Below are 15659 nucleotides of genomic sequence, written 5' to 3'. Positions count from 1 at the left end.
ATCTCCGCCTGTCCGACCATCCCGCCCTCCACGCCGCCGCCAAGTCCGGAGCGCCGGTGCTTTGCCTCTACGTACTGGACGAGGCGGCGGGGCGAGCGCCGGGCGGCGCGGCACGCTGGTGGCTGGCGCAGTCGCTGCGGGCGCTCGGAGCCGAGATCGCCGCGCGCGGCGGCTCGCTCGTCCTGCGCAGAGGACCGGCGGCCAAGGTGATCCCTGAGGTGGTGCGACAGAGCGGTGCCCGCGCCGTCTACTGGAACGAGATCGCGCAGGCGCCGCATCAGGCGGTTGAACGACAGCTCGAAGCGGCCCTGACAAAGCTGGGCATGCACGCGCAGAGCTTTCCCGGCGACCTGCTGGTCCCGCCCGCGGCGATACGCACCAAGGACGGCCGGGGTCTGCGCGTGTTCACCCCGTTCTGGCGCCGCGTACTGGCCCTCGGCGACCCGCCAAAGCCCCTGCCCGCGCCGAAGCAGCTGCGCCCTGCACCGAGCATCGCGAGCGATGGACTAGAGAGCTGGAAGCTCGAGCCGACCACGCCCGATTGGGCGGGCGGCCTGCGCGAGGCATGGAGCCCCGGTGCCGCCTCTGCCCATCTGCGCCTGCGCGACTTCCTCAAGCACACTGTTCGAATGTATGTGGGCGACCGCGACCGTCCAGACCGAGAGGGCACCTCACGGCTGTCGCCGCATCTGCGCTTCGGCGAGATCAGCCCCCGTCAGGTCTGGCACGCCGCCCGGTTTGCCGCGGCGGAAGATCCGGCACGCGGGCAAGGCGTCGAAAAATTGTTGAGCGAGCTCGGCTGGCGCGAATTCTGCCGCCACCTCCTCCACGATCACCCCAACCTTGCCGCCGAAAACCTGCAGACGAACTTCGATGCCTTCCCTTGGCAGCCCGAAAAAGAAGCGCTCGCCGCCTGGCAGCGCGGGCGCACCGGATACCCCATCGTCGATGCCGGCCTGCGCGAGCTCTGGCACACCGGCGTGATGCACAACCGGGTGCGGATGGTGGTGGCCTCCTTCCTGGTCAAGCACCTCCTGATCGACTGGCGCGAGGGGGAGGCCTGGTTCTGGGACACGCTGGTCGACGCGGACGCCGGCAGCAATCCTGCCAACTGGCAATGGGTCGCCGGCTGCGGCGCGGACGCTGCGCCCTATTTCCGCGTGTTCAATCCGCAGCTCCAGGGCGAGAAGTTCGATCCTGATGGAGCCTATGTTCGACGCTGGGTTCCGGAGCTGAAGGCCCTGCCCGCCAAGCTGATCCACCGGCCCTGGCAGGCAACGCCGATCGAGCTTGCGAGCGCGGGCATCACGATCGGCAAGACCTATCCGCAACCGATCGTCGATCATGCCAGGGCACGCGAACGCGCGCTCGCCGCCTACGCAAAGATCCGCAAAGGTTGAGCGTCGCTTTGACACAATTTCGAAACCCGCTATCGTCATCGCTCCATGCAAACCGTGGGGGACGATATGGACGACGAGAAGCCGATCACCGAACAGGCGATGGAGACGATCACCAGCGCCGTGGAAACGACCAAGGACGCGGCAGTCACCGCAGTCAAGCAGGTGAAGAAAGCCGCCAAGAAGGTCGCGAAGAAAGTAGCGCCGAAGAAGGCGGCCAAGAAGAAAGCCAAGAAGGCTGCGAAGAAGACGACGAAGAAGGCCGCAAAGAAGTCGTCCAAGAAGGCGGCGAAAAAGTCTGCGAAAAAGGCGACCAAGAAAGCCGGCAAGTCGAAGAAGAAGGCCAAGAAGGCCAAGCGCTGATCGCACCGGAAGACGTCTCCGGGTGCGGGCGCGCCCGGAGACAGCCCGCATCTATCCTCGCCGCTTGCTCGGCGTTGAAGCACTTCCGCGTTTCCGGCGAGCCGAACTGCGTGCCGTCAGGACCGCCAATTGACCACAAAGACCGCCGCGGCGCAGAGCGCCATGCCAGCAATGGCAATCGCATCCAGCTTTTCTCCGAACAGCAGATAGGCCATCAGGGCCGTGACGGCCGGAACCAAATAGAACAGGCTCGCGACCGAGGTCGCCGCGGCGTGGCGGATCAGCCAGTACAACAGCCCGATCGATCCGATCGAGAGCGCGACCGCGAGCCAGGCGAGCGCAAGCACAAACTCCCGCGTCCAGTGCACCACGCGATCCTCGAACAGGAAGGCGCCGACCGCGAAGAAGATGGTGACTGCCACGTACTGCACGAGATTGCCGGCGCGCCAGTCGATGTGATTGCAATAGCGGCGCTGATAGAGCGTGCCGAGCGTGATGCTGACCAGCGAGACCACCGAGGCGAGCCAGCCGAGCCCGGCTTCGCCGGTCATCGGACGGTTGTGCAGGATCAGCACCACCCCACCGAGGCCGAGCACGAGCCCGGCCCATTGTAGCGGCGTCACCTTCTCACCGAGCCAACGGTTGGCGATGGTCGAGGTCAGGATCGGCTGCAGGCCCGGAATCAGCGCGGAAAGGCCGGCCGGAATCGAATGCGCGATCGCGATCGCGGTGCCGCCGAGATAGAAGCCGTGGACGAGGATGCCGGCGACCGCGCTGTGCGCGATGCCGGCGCTATCAGGCCATTTCGGCCGAGCGATTCCTGCGATGATTGCCATCAGCCCGACCACGATCGCCATGCGGATGGCGAGATAGGTCAAGGGATCGGCATTGTTGACGACGTATTTGGTCCCGATGAATCCGGTGCTCCAGAGCAGCACGAACAGGATCGGCGCGGCGCGGGCGGTCAGGGTTTCTTGATTATGGTTCATTGCCGCCCTCATTGCCCGACCCTCGGCCATGCGGCAATGCGAATTTCGTGGTGACGATATGCTGCGCTGCGACGGAGGATCGCGGTCCGTCTCAGCCGCTCACCATTCGTCCGGGCAGGGATTGACGATCTTCCAGAGCTCGACCCCGTTCTTGATCTTCTTCATGTCCGTGGTGAGCCCGCCATTGCGGCGAATCCAGTCCTTCACCGTGTCGGGGTAGTAGGACATGAGATCGGAGGTACCCTCAGCGCTGGTGACCTTGATGCCGAAGGTGAACGCCTTGTCGTAATAGGCCTGGTGGAAGCCGAGGCTCGCGCGCGGCGTCACGCAGATCTTGTTCATCGGCACGATGCCGAGCACGAGCGTGCAGGCCGAATTGCAGATGCCGTCGATGATGACCCGCTCGCCCTTTTCGCGCACCCGCTTGTACTTGGCCTTGTACTCCTCGACATAGCCGCCGTGGTCGCGCGTGATGTGCAGCTCGGCGCGCGCCGGCGTGGCGGCGGCGAGGCAGAGCAACAGCAGACTCGGAAGCGTGATGCGCATGGCGAGATGACGGCGAAGGCCTTCAGGAATGTACCGGACTCGAGGGGCCGGCAAATGCCCCCCGGGCCGGCGGAAGAATTCTGAACCGAATAGTCTTTGGTCATACTTGTGTGGGGAATTCGTTAAGCATCCCGAAAAGGCCAAAAATGGGCAGCTTTGGCCGCATGTCCGGCAATTCTGTCACACCCACCCGGAAATCTGCGGGATTGGCCTTGATTTCTGGCCTCCGGAGCGATGCTTGGCCGCTCGAAATTGCTATAACAGGCTGACCCATTCGAGCGGGTTCCGGAGAATCGAGATGAGCAAGTTGACGCGTGTCGCCGCGGTTGCGGCCTTGACGGCTGCGGTCCTGGCCCCCGCCCTCGCGGAGGCGAACGGCCGCCACCGGTACCACCGCTCCTACGCGAGCCCGCTGCCCTACCCGATCAGCTACCTGCACAATTACGGCCCGGGTATCACCCCCGGCACCTTCGCCTACTATGACGGCCCGGCGACCAACCACTGCTACCGCAGCGCGGCCGCTTATATTGGTCAGGACGGCCGGCGGCACCCCTGCTACTGAGGCGCCGCGGCCGCTGCGGCTCCTCTATTTGGCGGCGCCCGACCGCAGCAATTGCTTCTCGATCTCGTAGACCGGCAGCTTGACGAGGTCCTTGCCGACCTCCCCCTGAAGCGCCTTGCGCAGCCCGTCCGAATAGTCGGCGCGGATCATGCCGAGCGCACGTGGCGAGGCCACCATGGTCAGGGCCGTCGTCTCACCGGAGCTGACGGCGGCATCGAGCCGGCCGGCTAGGCTCCGCAGAAAGGCGCGCTCGGCCTCGTCGTGCCAATCGGTCTGCTCGACCGAGCTGCGTGCGCCGCCGACCGCGCCATGCAACCGGCCCGGCGCGTCGGCCCCCTGAGCGGCGGTCGCGGGATTGGGCTGCTCGTGCACCTCCCTGGTGTGGAGGTTCGGAAACATCTCGTCGCCGAGGTTTTCCAGAATGAGCGCCTTGCGCCCGTCGCACACGACCAGCCAGTCACCCTTGTCCATTCTCATCTTGTCCATCGCAACTTCTCCTTCACTTGCAGACGCCGCATCCGGCATCAGAGCTGTTCTTCGAATTCCTCGAAGGACTTGCCGAATTGCGTCATCGCCTCCTCCAGATAGTCGGCGAGCATTGGCGTACCGATCAGGTATGAGGCGGTACGCTGGTTGTGCGCCTGGGCGGCCTGGGCGCGCAGTTGACGCCAATCGGAGAGATCACCGTCGCCGCGGCCAAGCCAGGTCAGCGCCACGAGATCGATCTGCTCGTCAACATTGAGAGCGCGGATGAAGCCCGCGAGCTCGGCACGGTCGGTTGTTTCGCCGCGCCCACCGCGGCCGTAGCTCATGTCGTCGTCGCCGAAGTCCAGGATGACGCCACCCCCGCCCGCTTCGCTGTCGGACCGGCGCGATTTCGAGATGACGAAGAACACCTTCTCCGGCGAGATCGACAGATCTGGAATGACTCGCATTCAGCTCACCTTGCCCGGCAGCAGGCACCACGCCGCTGCCATGACGGCGACAGTAAGAGCCAAGGCAAACTTGCGAATTGCGCAGGATCAAGCTCAAGTCACGACACGGCCTGCCCGGCCTACGGCCCGCTGCCGAGCCGTGACGTAAGGGTCAGCTCGCCTGTTCATCTGTATTACATTTCGGTTCGGCCACAATTTGATCAGAACAACCTCGATATCCTGCATCGCGTAAGCGAAGGAAGACATCATGAACCTCACGACTGGCCGATTGGCCGCGTTCCTGTTCGGCGCCCTCGTTGCATCGTCGACGGCATCCGCCATGCCCATCGCGCCTGCACCTGCGACACCGCAGGTCTCCGGCGTCGAGCAGGTCCGCATGGTCTGCGACGCCTGGGGACGGTGCTGGTGGCGGCCGAACTATTATGGCTACTACTACAGGCCGCGGCCATATTATTACGGCCCGCGGTACTATGGGCCGCCGCGCTATTACGGGCCGCGCCATTATGGGTACTACGGCTATCGCCGCTGGTGACGTTTGAAGGGGCCTTCGGGCCCCTTCGCTTTTGCGAGATCATGTCTTGCGCAGTGGATCACTGGCCCCAAGCCGTTCATGTTTGATCTAGATCAAAGATGAGATCAGCCGAAAAGGTCACTTATGACGATTTAACCGATCGTGTTTCGGTGCTGTCAACATGAAGGTGCAGAGCGTTGAGAAACGGCGATGATCCAACGTACCTCATGGCATGATGTCCGCAATACTACGGCCCTGAAATTCGGTTTACTGAAACTCGATGCTTCGCCATTGATGATGCAGCGATGTTCCTTTGATTGTCTCATTTCAGCGGCCGGCCAGAATCATGTTGTTCGACGACCTCGCTCCCTCCTCTGCCCTTCAACTGATCGGCTTCTCCGATGTCGATGCGTTTCGGCCGATTGAGACGATGGAGGATGCGAGGAGCATTCCGCTCGACATCCCGAACTTCGCGGCGGCCCGAGCCATCGTCTCCCTGCCGGCGTGCCGCATCATCGTGATGAGATCGTTCGCGCGGATCCTAGATACCGCTTATCGCATGTCGAGCGGGATGGTGATCCTGTCGATGAGCGACGATCTTCAGGTCAACTTCAAAGGTGTGGATCTCGACGCCCGCTTCTTCGCTGCCCTCCACGGCAACGATGAGTGCCATTTCGTCGAGCCCCGGACCAATCATCACGCCATGATCATCTTCTCCCCCGAGCTGAGAGACCGGGGCTGGTTCGACCGCGCCGACCATTTGCGCGCCCATGTCGCGAACCGGCCCGCCCTGCTCCACACCCGACAGCTCCTGCTCGACATCCTGCGCACCGCGTCAGTGCAGCCAGACCTGTTCGAGACGACCGAGGTTGCGGCCCATCTGCAGGAAGGCCTGCTGCTCGCGCTCGACGATTTGTTTCGAATCGATTCGACGTCGGATCGGAGCACCTCGGTCCACAGCGAGCGGGCGATCAAGCTCGTGCAGCGCATCGACGACTACGTCGCTACCTATCCGACCGCGCCGATCTATACAGCCGATCTCGCCCGCGAGTTCGACGTCTCGATCCGTACGCTCGGCGGCGCCGTCAGCAAGGTGCGGGGCATGAGCCTGCACCAGTACATTCGCCTGAAGAGGCTGTGGGCGACCCGCGCCCGCCTCCTCAAGGGTGGCGTCACCGTGGCCACCTGCGCACGTGCCCAAGGCTTCCATCATCTCGGCGAATTTACCGCAGCCTACCGCGCGATCTTCCACGAGGCGCCCTCCGACACGCTGGCACGCGGCCGGCAAAGCGGTGTCCCGGCAGGCTGATGGACGCCGCAGGCCCTCGCGGCGGTGACCCGGCATCCTCGCCGCTTTAGAACATATATGGAACAAAGAGGACTGGCGCGCTCGGAAGGATTCGAACCTCCGACCCTCGGAATCGAAATCCGATGCTCTATCCAGCTGAGCTACGAGCGCCCTGGCCCGAGTAGCGGGCCACCGAGATCCGCCGGCCGGCACTGGCGAGGAGCCAGTACACCCGACGGCGGTCGGATTGGTTCGAATTAGCAGAGAGGCCGGCCAATAAAAAGCCCTTCCCACCTCGATCGAGGCAGCCGAAGGCGCTGTTACCAGGTCGTGTTGAAGAGGCCGAAATGCGGCTGCTGAGCGACCAGCATCATGGGGCGGCCCGGCTGATGCGCCGGTTGCGTCCTGACGATCTTACGCTTGGGCTGAGCCTGGACAGGAGACGCTTGGGCCTGGAACGTCTGGGGCTGGCCCGCGTCGGACTTCCTCGCTGCGGCGGTCCCGGCCCTCGGCTCTGGCGTGAACTGGGCGAAGGTCTCGCGCACCCGCGTCTTGGCAGACATCTCGGCCAAAGCCGGCGACAGGCTCTCCTGTACCGGTGGCTGGGGAGCCGCAACTGCGGCAGTCTGAACCGCGGGTGCGACAATCGTCGGCTGGCTGGTGTCGAGGACGACGCGCTCAGGCAGATGGCGGTCGGACCGGATTCGGATCAGCGGCTGGTCGTTGCTTGCGGTCGCGACGGCCTGCGCTACGGGCGCCGCCGGGAAAACGAAATCCGCCGCGAACAGCAGTGTGAGCAAAGCTCCACCGACAAAGATGAAATACCTAAAGATGGGCATTGGCCGCGCTCCGCCCCCCGCATCCCCGCGTGGGCTCTGCTCGCCTCAACAGGCGATCTTCCAATTGGTTCCTGGCCCAGCCGTTCGGTTCAAATGGTGATGCATAGTTTTCGGCCAAGGACCGCAGAAGGTAACTTTTCAGCTACCGGGACAAGTCGCCTTCAAGCACGGCGTGCTGCAACCGGGGAACATTTTGCCTGATCGGCATTCACGTTAACGAAGCCGATCGGGATACGCACAAAGGTCTTGCGGCTCTTCATGCTGACCGGATCCGCCAGCACGCGGCTGCGGTCGGTCAGATGACTTCCATCGCGCCGCGTGAAGGCGCAGACGATCTCGACATCCTTTACGGCATAGTCGTTGTCGTTTCGCAGCGTGAACGTCACCAGGGCTTTGGAGCCGAGGCCGCCGCGACGCCAGGTCTGTGATGAAATCCTGAGACGACCAAGTTCTGCTGTCGCCGGCACCTGAGCTTCGGACACTGGCGAGGCTACTTTGGACGCATCGCCGGAGGGAGGCGCTTCAACAGCCGCCAGCTCAGGCCTCACCGGCTCAGCACTGTTGCCCTTGGAGAGAGGTAGCAGCATCCAAATGCCGCAACCGACGATGATTGCCGCCAGCAGCCATAGAAGGCTTCGGCCAAATGAGACGCTCGCAATCGTCACCGCCCGCGCCAGTCGTTCGCCGGTGCCGGCCAAGCGCCCCAATCCGAGTCGGTCGAGCCTCGCATTCATGGTTGCACACCGATCGCGACCGCAGCACCATCGAAGATGGATTTAGTCACAGCTTACCTTAATTCGGGCGACGAACTAAGGTTCCCCCAACGTCATGCGAGTCGGCAACGGCGGTGGTGGCCACCGGCGATACTGCTAGCATGCGCCATAGCATCGAAAAGACCCGTTGGGAGATTATGAAATGCCGTTCGCCGTCGCTTGGGATCACGTCCATCTGCGCAGCCCCGATCCGGAGGCCACCGCGGCCTGGCTGCAGGACATCCTTGGTGGCGAGATCGTGCGCGCGCCGGGACGAATCGACGTGAACCTCGGCGGAGCCAGGATCTTCATCGCGCCACTCGAGGGCGACAGCGCCGTCAGCCCGCCACCTCCGCACCCGCATCAGGGCCTCGACCATTTCGGCTTGACGGTGAAGGACATCGACGCGGTCGCCGCCGAGATCAAGGCCAAGGGTGTCACGTTCACGCGCGAGCCGACGACCATTCGTCCCGGCGTACGCATCTGCTTCATCCGCGGGCCCGAAGGCATCTCGATCGAGCTGCTCGAGCGCGACAAGAAATATACCTGACGCGACGGGGCGCCCCGCCGTCCAGGCACCGAGCCGGCGACGACGTCACGCCCGAAGGCTAAGTCATGCTACCGGGCATAAAGCAGCGGATGGTGACACCCATGTAGCCGTAGATCGGCCAGACCATGGTGCGTCCCACCCGGTTCGGCTCCGAGATCACGGCCTCCGCGGGCACGTCGACCCAGACGAGCTCCTGCTGCTGGCCATCGAGCGCATAGCCATAGCGCGGGACGCGGACGCGATAATGCCCGTCCTTGCTGTCCCAGTCGGAGTCCGAGAGCGCCGAACCATCGGCATCGGAACAGCAGGGCCCCTCGCCGCTGCGCAGACTGTCGAACCAAGCCTTCAATTCGGGATTGGTGTTGGCGAACTGCCCGCGGTCGCGCGCGTGCCCCGAGGGGGCTGCGAGCGCGATCAAAGCCAACGCGGGCGCCAGCCTCGTGAGGTTTGCCCGGCGTATCGCATCGCCAATCCGCCGTTGTTCGCTTTTGCAATTCGTGGGACGCGCACCGTACAGACGCGGCTCATCGCCGCCGGAATCGATCCAGTTGGTCACGTTCGTCTTGCTCCAGCACCCCGCGGCCAGTGCAACAATGGTTATGCATTTCGCGGGCCAACTCTGATTCGCAACGTCGGGCCTCGCCTCACCATCAGAGCGTCATGACGGTGTCATGGACAAGCCGGAACAACTACGGCTCGCAGGCCGCCGCGACCGGCCGGCAAACTGCCTCGTTGCGCGGAGGGATGGGCTTTGGCATAAAAGCGGGACCGGTTGCGCCATTGGGCGATGGCGGCCGGCCTACGGGACGTTATGAAAAACGGCCTCTATTCAATTCACGTCACCCTGCTCGATGGTCGAGTCGGCAAGGGCAGCGGCGTGATTCTCTTCCGCGACGGCAAGATTCTCGGCGGCGATGCCTACCTGTATTACACCGGCAGCTACACGGTGAAGGACAACAACAGCTTCAAGGGCGAGGTGTTGGTGCAACGGCACACCTCGCCTCGAGGCGATGACAATCCGCTGTTCGGCGGCCCTGCCCCGGTCGGCATCGGCGTCACCGGCACGTTCACGGACACGCGCGGACAGATGACCGGCACCGCGCTGGTCGGCAAGGCCAGCCAGATCTTCGGCGCGACGCTGCACAAGCTTGCAGACGTCGATTAGCTATTCCGCGGCCTGTTCGAGCGGCGCCACACGCGGCAGGATCATCTGGATGCGCGTACCGCCACCCGGTTCGGAATCGAGATCGAGCCGGCCACCGAGCCGGTTGGTGACGATGCTGTAGACGATGTGCAGCCCGAGGCCGGTGCCGCCTTGGTCGCGCCGCGTGGTGAAAAACGGATCGAAGGCGCGGCGACGGACGTCGAGCGACATCCCGCAGCCATTGTCGGAGAAGATGATCTCGACGTTGTCCTTGCCGGACTCGCGCACCTGGATCTCGATCGTCCCGGGCCGGCCGTCCGGGAAGGCGTGCGCCACCGAGTTCAGAAACAGATTGGTCAGCACCTGGCCGTACGGGCCGGGATAGCTGTTCATGGTCAGGTCCGGCTGACACTCGACGTTGAGCGTCAGATTGTGCTTACGCAGGCCCGGCCGCAGGCTCATCACCACCTGCTCGGTGAGGTCGCCGAGATCGAAAGTACGCTGATCCGAATAGTTGCGGTCGGCGGCGACCTGCTTGAACGACTGGATCAGCTCGGCGGCGCGGTTGAGATTGGAGACGAGCTGCGAGGAAGCATCGCGGCTGGTGCTGAGGAAGTCGTTGAGCGTGGAGCGGCGCAGCTCGCCGCGCTCGACTTCGGCGGTGAACATGGCGGTCTTGCGCTCCAGCGCGGAGGCGACGGTGAGACTGATGCCGACGGGATTGTTGACCTCGTGGGCGACGCCGGCGACGAGGCGCCCGAGCGCGGCCAGCTTCTCGGCCTCGATCAGGGAGGCCTGGGTCTCGCGGAGATTGCGCAGCGCGGTTTCGGCGGCTTCCTTGGCCTTGCGCATCTCCTGCTCGCCCCGCTTGCGCTCGCCGATATCGAGCGCAACGGTCACGATCCGCTCGATCTCGCCCTCGGCGTCGAGCAGCGGCAACTTGTTGACCAGCCATTGCCGCATGTTGCCGGAGGCGTCCTGATACTCCTCCTCGTAGAAACCGAGACCTTTTCGAAGCTTGAGCACCCGCTTGTCGCTCTCGTCGGACTTGGATGCGCCGTAGCGCGACATCAGGTCGGCCGTGGTGCGGCCGAGCGCCTCGCCGGGCTCGATGCCGAAGATGCCGGCCATGTAGCGGTTCATCAGCACGTAGCGCAGATTGCGATCCTTGACGTTGATCACCGCCGGCACGGTGTCGATGACCTGCTGGAGCAGGCGCCGGCCTTCGGCGATGGCTTCCTCCGCCCGCTTCTGGTCGGTGATGTCGCGCAGCGTGCCCTCGTAGCGGATGATGTTGCCCGCTTCGTCTCGCACGCCCGTGGCGCTGTCGGAGAGCCAGAGGATGTCGCCGCTGCGCTGGCGCACCTGATACTCGAACTCGCGCACCATGCCGTCGCGCGCCATCAGCCGCTGGTATTCGGCGCGCGCCTCGGGGTGGACGTAGATCGTGTGGGCGATGTCGCTGATGCTGTCGATCAGCTGCTGCGGGCTGTCGTAGCCCATCATGCGCGCCAGCGCGGGATTGGCGTTGAGGAGGTCACCGGCCGGGGTCGTCACGTAGATGCCGTCGATGGAGCCTTCGAACAGTTTTCGATAGCTCTCCTCGGCGAGCCGCTGCTCGGTGAGCGCGCGCACCGCCGCCTCGCGCGCGGTGTCGGCCTCCTCCAGCGCGCGGCGAAACACTTCGGCCGCCCGCGCAATGTCGCCGATCTCGTTGCCAAGGTCGGCGGACGGAATTGAGACGTCTTTCCGGCCGGCGGCGAGCGCGCGAATGGATCGCGCGATCTGGGCGAGCGGACGCACCGTCCTGCGCACCACGAACCAGGCAGCGCCGATGCCGATCAGCACGCCGACCGTGCCGAGCACGATGCTCTGCCATCGCGCCTCGGTCAGTGTCCGGGCGAAGTCGCGCGACAGCACGTGACCGCGCCGGGAGCTGACCTCGCGCAGCAATTCGGTGACGCGGCCGATCAGCCGTCCTTCCGTTCCCAGCACCTCGCGATCGATGTCGGCGATCTGCCGCTCGCGGACGGCGACGGCCATGATCGCCTCGGCATAGTCGTTCACCGCCGAGTTCAGCTTGGCATCGGCAATATCGAGCCCCCGCATTCCCTGTGCAGCCTGCTCGGCTGCGGACGGGTTGCGCGCGAGCAGCCCGATCGCGATCCGGCCCTGTGCCTCGGACAGGCGGGACGCCAGCTCGCGGTCCGCGGTGCCTTCAACCGCTGCGTCGAATTGTTCGCGCAGCGGCGGCAGTCCGGCGAGCAGCTGGGCGCGGCGGTCGATCAGCGTGGAGATCCGCTCGAGGCCGGAGCGATAGGTTGCGAGCCGCTCGGTGACCCCGTCGAGCATGTCCTGCTGCTCGGGCGCGAGCTCGATGCGGGTCTTCTTCAGGATGTCGCTGAGCGTCGAGGCCGCCTCGCCGACCTGCTGGAACTGGATGCCGGCACCGGGATCTGTGACGAAGTCGCGCGCGGCAAGACGCAGTTCGTTCATGCGGCGATCGATGTCCTCGGCGAGGTCACCGACGCTCTGCAGCCGCTGCAGCTCGGCGAAGGTCGAATCGATGTGCCGGATCGCAATCACGCTCGCAGTCGAGGTGACAATGATCACCGCCAGCACCAACAGGAAGCTACCGAAGGTGAGCTGGCCGATGGAGAGCGAGAAGGTTCGCCTTTTCTCAGGGGGCGGCGTCAATTCGGCGGACATTGGTGGTTTGAGGACCGGACTGCTGGAGGTCCAATATACGACGTATTCCTGCCCGGGGGGAACATGCCTCGGGACGCGGAATATCGTTAATATCAGGACTTGCCGCCCGCTTCAGCTTTACGACAGTTTGACGCTGGCTGCCCCGCGCGCCGGGATTCATCGATACTTCGCCGCCTGTCGAAGTGTGCTAGCCGACGGGGCCGACCTCGAACACCTCGCCGTCATAGCCGGCCTCGCGGGGGATGCGGAGCTGACGGCCGGTTTCGGTTTTGGTCATCACCGGCATCACCGTAACGATCGAGAGGCCGCGGGCGTGCTCCAGCGCCGCGCTCACGCTTCCCTGCTTGGCGAGCCGGATCAGGTTGCGCGTGGTCGGGAACGGCAGCTTGAAGCGGCCGCTCTCTCCGCCCTCCACCGCCTCGCGCGGCGTGATCCAGATCGAATCAGTGGATTCTCGACCGTCATGGGCGCCGAGCTGGTCGGGCGGTGCGGCGGCGAGGAAGAACCAGGTGTCGAAGCGCTTCGGCATGCCCTCCGGCGTGATCCAGTGCGCGTAGGGCACCAGCGTGTCGAGCGCGAGCTGGAGGCCGTTGTCGTCGAGGATCTTCAGGAAGCTGATCTTGTGCTCGTTGAGGGCGACGCGGTGCGCGTCGGCGATCTCGCCAGCGCGGTTGGCATCGACCGGTTGGCCAGTCTGCTTCGACCGCGCCAGCAGGATGCCGCTTTCCTCAAAAGTCTCGCGGATTGCGGCGATCCGAAAACCGCGGTCCGATTCGCTCAGGCCCTCTCCGCCCGAATACAGATCAGCGCGGGCGACGATCTCCTTGTCGCCGGCATCGACGCTGCCGCCGGGAAACACCAGCGCGCCCGAGTTGAACTCGATCTGATGATGGCGGACCATCATGAAGACTTCGATTTCCTTAGTGCCGTCGCGCAGCAGGAGGATCGTCGAGGCCGGGCGTGATGCTGATGTCTCGGCCATGCAACTAGCCTGCGGCGCTGGATTGCGGGCCGAGATTGGCGCGCTTGTCGAAACGGGCGACCCGCGACAAGAGATAGTCGACCTCGGCCTTCGCCGTCGCCGTCATCGTCGCACCGGGCTTGCGCTGCGCGCTGGAAGCGATGATACCACGCTTCTGCAGCACGTATTTGCGCACGGTGAGGCCGACGCCGGGCTGTTGCTCGTAGCGGATCAGCGGCAGATGCGCGTCGAAGATGTCATGTGCCGCGTCGCGCTTGCCGGCCTTGGAGAGGTTCACGACGTCGATCAGGAGCTCCGGGAAGGCATAGCCGGTCATGGCGCCGTCGGCGCCGCGCTCCATCTCGAAGTCCAGGAAGGTGCCGCCATTGCCGCAGAGGATCGAGAGCGGACGGAGCGAGCCGTCCTTCTGGAAGCCGCGTAGTGTCGAGATCTTCTCCAGGCCCGGCCAGTCCTCGTGCTTGAGCATCACGCAGTTCGGATTGTCCATGACGATCTTGCGGATCACGGCGGGGGTGAACACCACCTGCAAGGTCAGCGGATAGTCCTGCAGCACCCAGGGCACATCAGGGCCGATGGCTTCCGCCGCCTGCTTGAAATAGCCGATGATCTGGTCGTCGGTGCGAAGCGAGGGCGGCGGCGCGATCATGACGCCGGCCGCGCCCGCATCCATCGAAGCCTTGGCCAGCGAACGCATGGTGGCAAAGCCCGGCGCGGAGACGCCGACGATCACCTGCATCTTCTTGGCGCGCTTGACGTAGCGCACCGCGACCTGCTCGGCCTCGACGGCATCAAGCTTGGGGGCTTCACCAAGAATGCCCAGCACCGTGACGCCGTCGCAGCCGACCTCCTCGTAGAAATCGGTCAGGCGGTCGATCGAGCGCTCGTCGATCCGGCCGTCGTCGTGGAACGGCGTCGGCGCGATTGCGAAGGTGCCCTTGGCGTCGGCGGTGAGTTTCATCGGTCCTCGTCTTTCTCTAATCTGTCATTCCGGGGCGCGACGCAATCGCGAGCCCGGAATCCATAACCACGATCCGGAGTATGGATCCCGGGCTCACGCTTCGCGTGCCCCGAGATGACGGCCTTCTAAAACCGCCGTGCCCCCATCTTGATCTGCTCCTCGGAGAAGAAGATCTCCTTGGCATGATCGACAATGTCCTGGGCGTTCCAGCCCGAGTGCGGCGGCTTCCAGCCTTCCATTTCCATCATCCGCATTTCGCGCACGCCGCGGGGCCCGGACACGCCCAGCACCTTGCCGGTCTGGTCGCCCGACAAATCGCTGACCATGTATAGCACGGCCGGCGCGATGCCGTCCGGCCCGAGCGCGGCGCCGGGGTTCTCCTTATAGCGGGGCAGGTCTGCGGTCATGCGGGTCAGGGCGCCCGGGGCCAGCGTCCAGATCCGGATGTTGTACTTGCGGCCCTCGATCGCGAGCACGTTGGACAGGCCCCAGATGCCGCCCTTGGCCGCGCCGTAATTGGTCTGGCCGAAATTGCCGATCAGCCCTGATGTCGAGGAGGTGTTGACGATGACGCCGCCGCCGTTTTCCCGCATCCAGCGAAACACCGGCATGGTGCAACAAAAGGTGCCCTTCAGATGGACCTTGATGACCTTGTCCCAGTCGGCCTCGCTGGCCTTGTGAAAGGTCTGGTCGCGCAAAATGCCGGCATTGTTGACCAGGATGTCGGCGCGGCCAAAGTGCTTGATGGCGTCGTCGAACACCGACTGGCCGCCTTCCATGGTGGAGATGTCGGCACCGTTCGCGACCGCCTTGCCGCCCTGGGCCCTGATCGCGTCCACGACCTGCTGCGCCATGGACTTGTCGGCGCCGGAGCCGTCGCGGGGACCGCCGAGATCGTTGACCACGACCGAGGCCCCTTCCCGCGCGAACAGCTTTGCGTAGGCCTCACCGAGCCCGCCGCCCGCGCCGGTGATCAGCGCGACCTTGCCGTCGAGTAGTCCCATGGTGGCGTCTCCCTGTTTGTTTTTCTTCCACCTCTCCCCGCTTGCGGGGAGAGGTCGATCGCGTAGCGATCGGGTGAGGGGGTACAGGTCTCAATACCGTCCCGACTCGTGGTGAGAGCCCCTCACCCCA

The 15659-nt window shown here is 64.6% G+C and carries 18 protein-coding genes and 1 tRNA gene; 7 read left to right on the top strand and 12 right to left on the bottom strand.

Annotated elements, in window-relative coordinates; translation table 11 throughout:
- Positions 1-8 precede the first annotated feature (8 nt).
- Complete coding sequence (locus I6F20_RS02375) at positions 9-1400, top strand: cryptochrome/photolyase family protein (protein ID WP_249787745.1); 1392 nt, start codon at positions 9-11, stop codon at positions 1398-1400.
- A gap of 66 nt (positions 1401-1466) precedes the next feature.
- The gene (locus tag I6F20_RS02370; protein WP_036031605.1) at positions 1467-1760 is read left to right on the top strand and encodes a hypothetical protein; all 294 of its coding nucleotides are present in this window, start codon (positions 1467-1469) and stop codon (positions 1758-1760) included.
- Positions 1761-1876: 116 nt separating this feature from the next.
- Here the strand turns inward: I6F20_RS02370 and I6F20_RS02365 are convergent, their stop codons facing one another.
- Both I6F20_RS02365 and I6F20_RS02360 read right to left on the bottom strand, forming a co-directional pair.
- A complete protein-coding gene (locus tag I6F20_RS02365) occupies positions 1877-2749 on the bottom strand; it encodes a DMT family transporter (protein ID WP_225124936.1) in 873 nt (290 codons plus the stop codon).
- A 99-nt stretch (positions 2750-2848) separates the two neighbouring features.
- Complete coding sequence (locus I6F20_RS02360) at positions 2849-3295, bottom strand: hypothetical protein (protein WP_036011182.1); 447 nt, start codon at positions 3293-3295, stop codon at positions 2849-2851.
- Between the two features lie 298 nt (positions 3296-3593).
- Between I6F20_RS02360 and I6F20_RS02355 the strand changes: the two genes are divergently transcribed.
- Positions 3594-3857, top strand: coding sequence for a hypothetical protein (locus I6F20_RS02355; RefSeq protein ID WP_225113203.1), 264 nt, complete (start codon positions 3594-3596; stop codon positions 3855-3857).
- Positions 3858-3881: 24 nt separating this feature from the next.
- Here I6F20_RS02355 and I6F20_RS02350 read toward each other — a convergent pair whose 3' ends face one another.
- A complete protein-coding gene (locus I6F20_RS02350) occupies positions 3882-4343 on the bottom strand; it encodes a host attachment protein (protein WP_036011176.1) in 462 nt (153 codons plus the stop codon).
- Between the two features lie 38 nt (positions 4344-4381).
- Positions 4382-4792 carry a DUF3775 domain-containing protein gene (locus I6F20_RS02345; protein ID WP_225113205.1) on the bottom strand — a complete coding sequence of 137 codons (411 nt, stop codon included), beginning with the start codon at positions 4790-4792 and terminating at the stop codon, positions 4382-4384.
- 247 nt (positions 4793-5039) lie between these two features.
- On the opposite strand from I6F20_RS02345, the gene I6F20_RS02340 reads away from it, so the two are divergent.
- Positions 5040-5324, top strand: a complete 285-nt coding sequence (locus I6F20_RS02340) for a hypothetical protein (RefSeq protein WP_036031624.1) — start codon at positions 5040-5042, stop codon at positions 5322-5324.
- 325 nt (positions 5325-5649) lie between these two features.
- Positions 5650-6612 carry an AraC family transcriptional regulator gene (locus I6F20_RS02335; protein WP_225124935.1) on the top strand — a complete coding sequence of 321 codons (963 nt, stop codon included), beginning with the start codon at positions 5650-5652 and terminating at the stop codon, positions 6610-6612.
- Between the two features lie 73 nt (positions 6613-6685).
- On the opposite strand, the gene I6F20_RS02330 is transcribed toward I6F20_RS02335, so the two are convergent.
- The 3 genes from I6F20_RS02330 to I6F20_RS02320 all read right to left on the bottom strand — a co-directional run bounded on the left by I6F20_RS02330 (position 6686) and on the right by I6F20_RS02320 (position 8164).
- Positions 6686-6762 (bottom strand) — tRNA-Arg (locus tag I6F20_RS02330).
- Between the two features lie 149 nt (positions 6763-6911).
- Complete coding sequence (locus I6F20_RS02325) at positions 6912-7430, bottom strand: hypothetical protein (protein WP_036011164.1); 519 nt, start codon at positions 7428-7430, stop codon at positions 6912-6914.
- Between the two features lie 161 nt (positions 7431-7591).
- Entirely contained in the window at positions 7592-8164 is a 573-nt protein-coding gene (locus I6F20_RS02320) for a hypothetical protein (RefSeq protein WP_036011161.1), read from the bottom strand.
- A 181-nt stretch (positions 8165-8345) separates the two neighbouring features.
- Between I6F20_RS02320 and I6F20_RS02315 the strand changes: the two genes are divergently transcribed.
- A complete protein-coding gene (locus I6F20_RS02315; RefSeq protein WP_036011159.1) occupies positions 8346-8732 on the top strand; it encodes a VOC family protein in 387 nt (128 codons plus the stop codon).
- A gap of 58 nt (positions 8733-8790) precedes the next feature.
- Here the strand turns inward: I6F20_RS02315 and I6F20_RS02310 are convergent, their stop codons facing one another.
- Entirely contained in the window at positions 8791-9288 is a 498-nt protein-coding gene (locus I6F20_RS02310; protein WP_036011156.1) for a hypothetical protein, read from the bottom strand.
- A 255-nt stretch (positions 9289-9543) separates the two neighbouring features.
- Here I6F20_RS02310 and I6F20_RS02305 point away from each other — a divergent pair, with 255 nt between their 5' ends.
- Positions 9544-9897: a GrlR family regulatory protein gene (locus I6F20_RS02305; protein WP_036011154.1), complete on the top strand. Its 354-nt coding sequence runs from the start codon at positions 9544-9546 to the stop codon at positions 9895-9897.
- Here the strand turns inward: I6F20_RS02305 and I6F20_RS02300 are convergent, their stop codons facing one another.
- The 4 genes from I6F20_RS02300 to I6F20_RS02285 form a co-directional block, all read right to left on the bottom strand.
- A complete protein-coding gene (locus I6F20_RS02300) occupies positions 9898-12585 on the bottom strand; it encodes a PAS domain S-box protein (RefSeq protein ID WP_225124933.1) in 2688 nt (895 codons plus the stop codon).
- A gap of 187 nt (positions 12586-12772) precedes the next feature.
- The gene (locus tag I6F20_RS02295; protein WP_225124931.1) at positions 12773-13567 is read right to left on the bottom strand and encodes an NUDIX hydrolase; all 795 of its coding nucleotides are present in this window, start codon (positions 13565-13567) and stop codon (positions 12773-12775) included.
- Between the two features lie 4 nt (positions 13568-13571).
- Entirely contained in the window at positions 13572-14525 is a 954-nt protein-coding gene (locus I6F20_RS02290) for a dihydrodipicolinate synthase family protein (protein WP_036027535.1), read from the bottom strand.
- Between the two features lie 125 nt (positions 14526-14650).
- Positions 14651-15529 carry an SDR family oxidoreductase gene (locus I6F20_RS02285; protein ID WP_057029663.1) on the bottom strand — a complete coding sequence of 293 codons (879 nt, stop codon included), beginning with the start codon at positions 15527-15529 and terminating at the stop codon, positions 14651-14653.
- Positions 15530-15659: the final 130 nt, after the last annotated feature.

It is taken from the genome of Bradyrhizobium sp. IC3123 (assembly GCF_020193625.1).
GTDB lineage: Bacteria > Pseudomonadota > Alphaproteobacteria > Rhizobiales > Xanthobacteraceae > Bradyrhizobium > Bradyrhizobium yuanmingense.
The sequence above is the reverse complement of the archived record's forward strand: the minus strand, read 5'-3'. Positions and strand labels throughout refer to the sequence as shown.

Excerpts from the sequence above, each read along its gene's own strand:
- I6F20_RS02370 (WP_036031605.1), top strand. The coding sequence starts at position 1,467 with ATGGACGACGAGAAGCCGATCACCGAACAGGCGATGGAGACGATCACC.
- I6F20_RS02365 (WP_225124936.1), bottom strand. The coding sequence starts at position 2,749 with ATGAACCATAATCAAGAAACCCTGACCGCCCGCGCCGCGCCGATCCTG.
- I6F20_RS02360 (WP_036011182.1), bottom strand. The coding sequence starts at position 3,295 with ATGCGCATCACGCTTCCGAGTCTGCTGTTGCTCTGCCTCGCCGCCGCC.
- I6F20_RS02355 (WP_225113203.1), top strand. The coding sequence starts at position 3,594 with ATGAGCAAGTTGACGCGTGTCGCCGCGGTTGCGGCCTTGACGGCTGCG.
- I6F20_RS02350 (WP_036011176.1), bottom strand. The coding sequence starts at position 4,343 with ATGGACAAGATGAGAATGGACAAGGGTGACTGGCTGGTCGTGTGCGAC.
- I6F20_RS02345 (WP_225113205.1), bottom strand. The coding sequence starts at position 4,792 with ATGCGAGTCATTCCAGATCTGTCGATCTCGCCGGAGAAGGTGTTCTTC.
- I6F20_RS02340 (WP_036031624.1), top strand. The coding sequence starts at position 5,040 with ATGAACCTCACGACTGGCCGATTGGCCGCGTTCCTGTTCGGCGCCCTC.
- I6F20_RS02335 (WP_225124935.1), top strand. The coding sequence starts at position 5,650 with ATGTTGTTCGACGACCTCGCTCCCTCCTCTGCCCTTCAACTGATCGGC.
- I6F20_RS02325 (WP_036011164.1), bottom strand. The coding sequence starts at position 7,430 with ATGCCCATCTTTAGGTATTTCATCTTTGTCGGTGGAGCTTTGCTCACA.
- I6F20_RS02320 (WP_036011161.1), bottom strand. The coding sequence starts at position 8,164 with ATGAATGCGAGGCTCGACCGACTCGGATTGGGGCGCTTGGCCGGCACC.
- I6F20_RS02315 (WP_036011159.1), top strand. The coding sequence starts at position 8,346 with ATGCCGTTCGCCGTCGCTTGGGATCACGTCCATCTGCGCAGCCCCGAT.
- I6F20_RS02305 (WP_036011154.1), top strand. The coding sequence starts at position 9,544 with ATGAAAAACGGCCTCTATTCAATTCACGTCACCCTGCTCGATGGTCGA.
- I6F20_RS02300 (WP_225124933.1), bottom strand. The coding sequence starts at position 12,585 with ATGTCCGCCGAATTGACGCCGCCCCCTGAGAAAAGGCGAACCTTCTCG.
- I6F20_RS02295 (WP_225124931.1), bottom strand. The coding sequence starts at position 13,567 with ATGGCCGAGACATCAGCATCACGCCCGGCCTCGACGATCCTCCTGCTG.
- I6F20_RS02290 (WP_036027535.1), bottom strand. The coding sequence starts at position 14,525 with ATGAAACTCACCGCCGACGCCAAGGGCACCTTCGCAATCGCGCCGACG.
- I6F20_RS02285 (WP_057029663.1), bottom strand. The coding sequence starts at position 15,529 with ATGGGACTACTCGACGGCAAGGTCGCGCTGATCACCGGCGCGGGCGGC.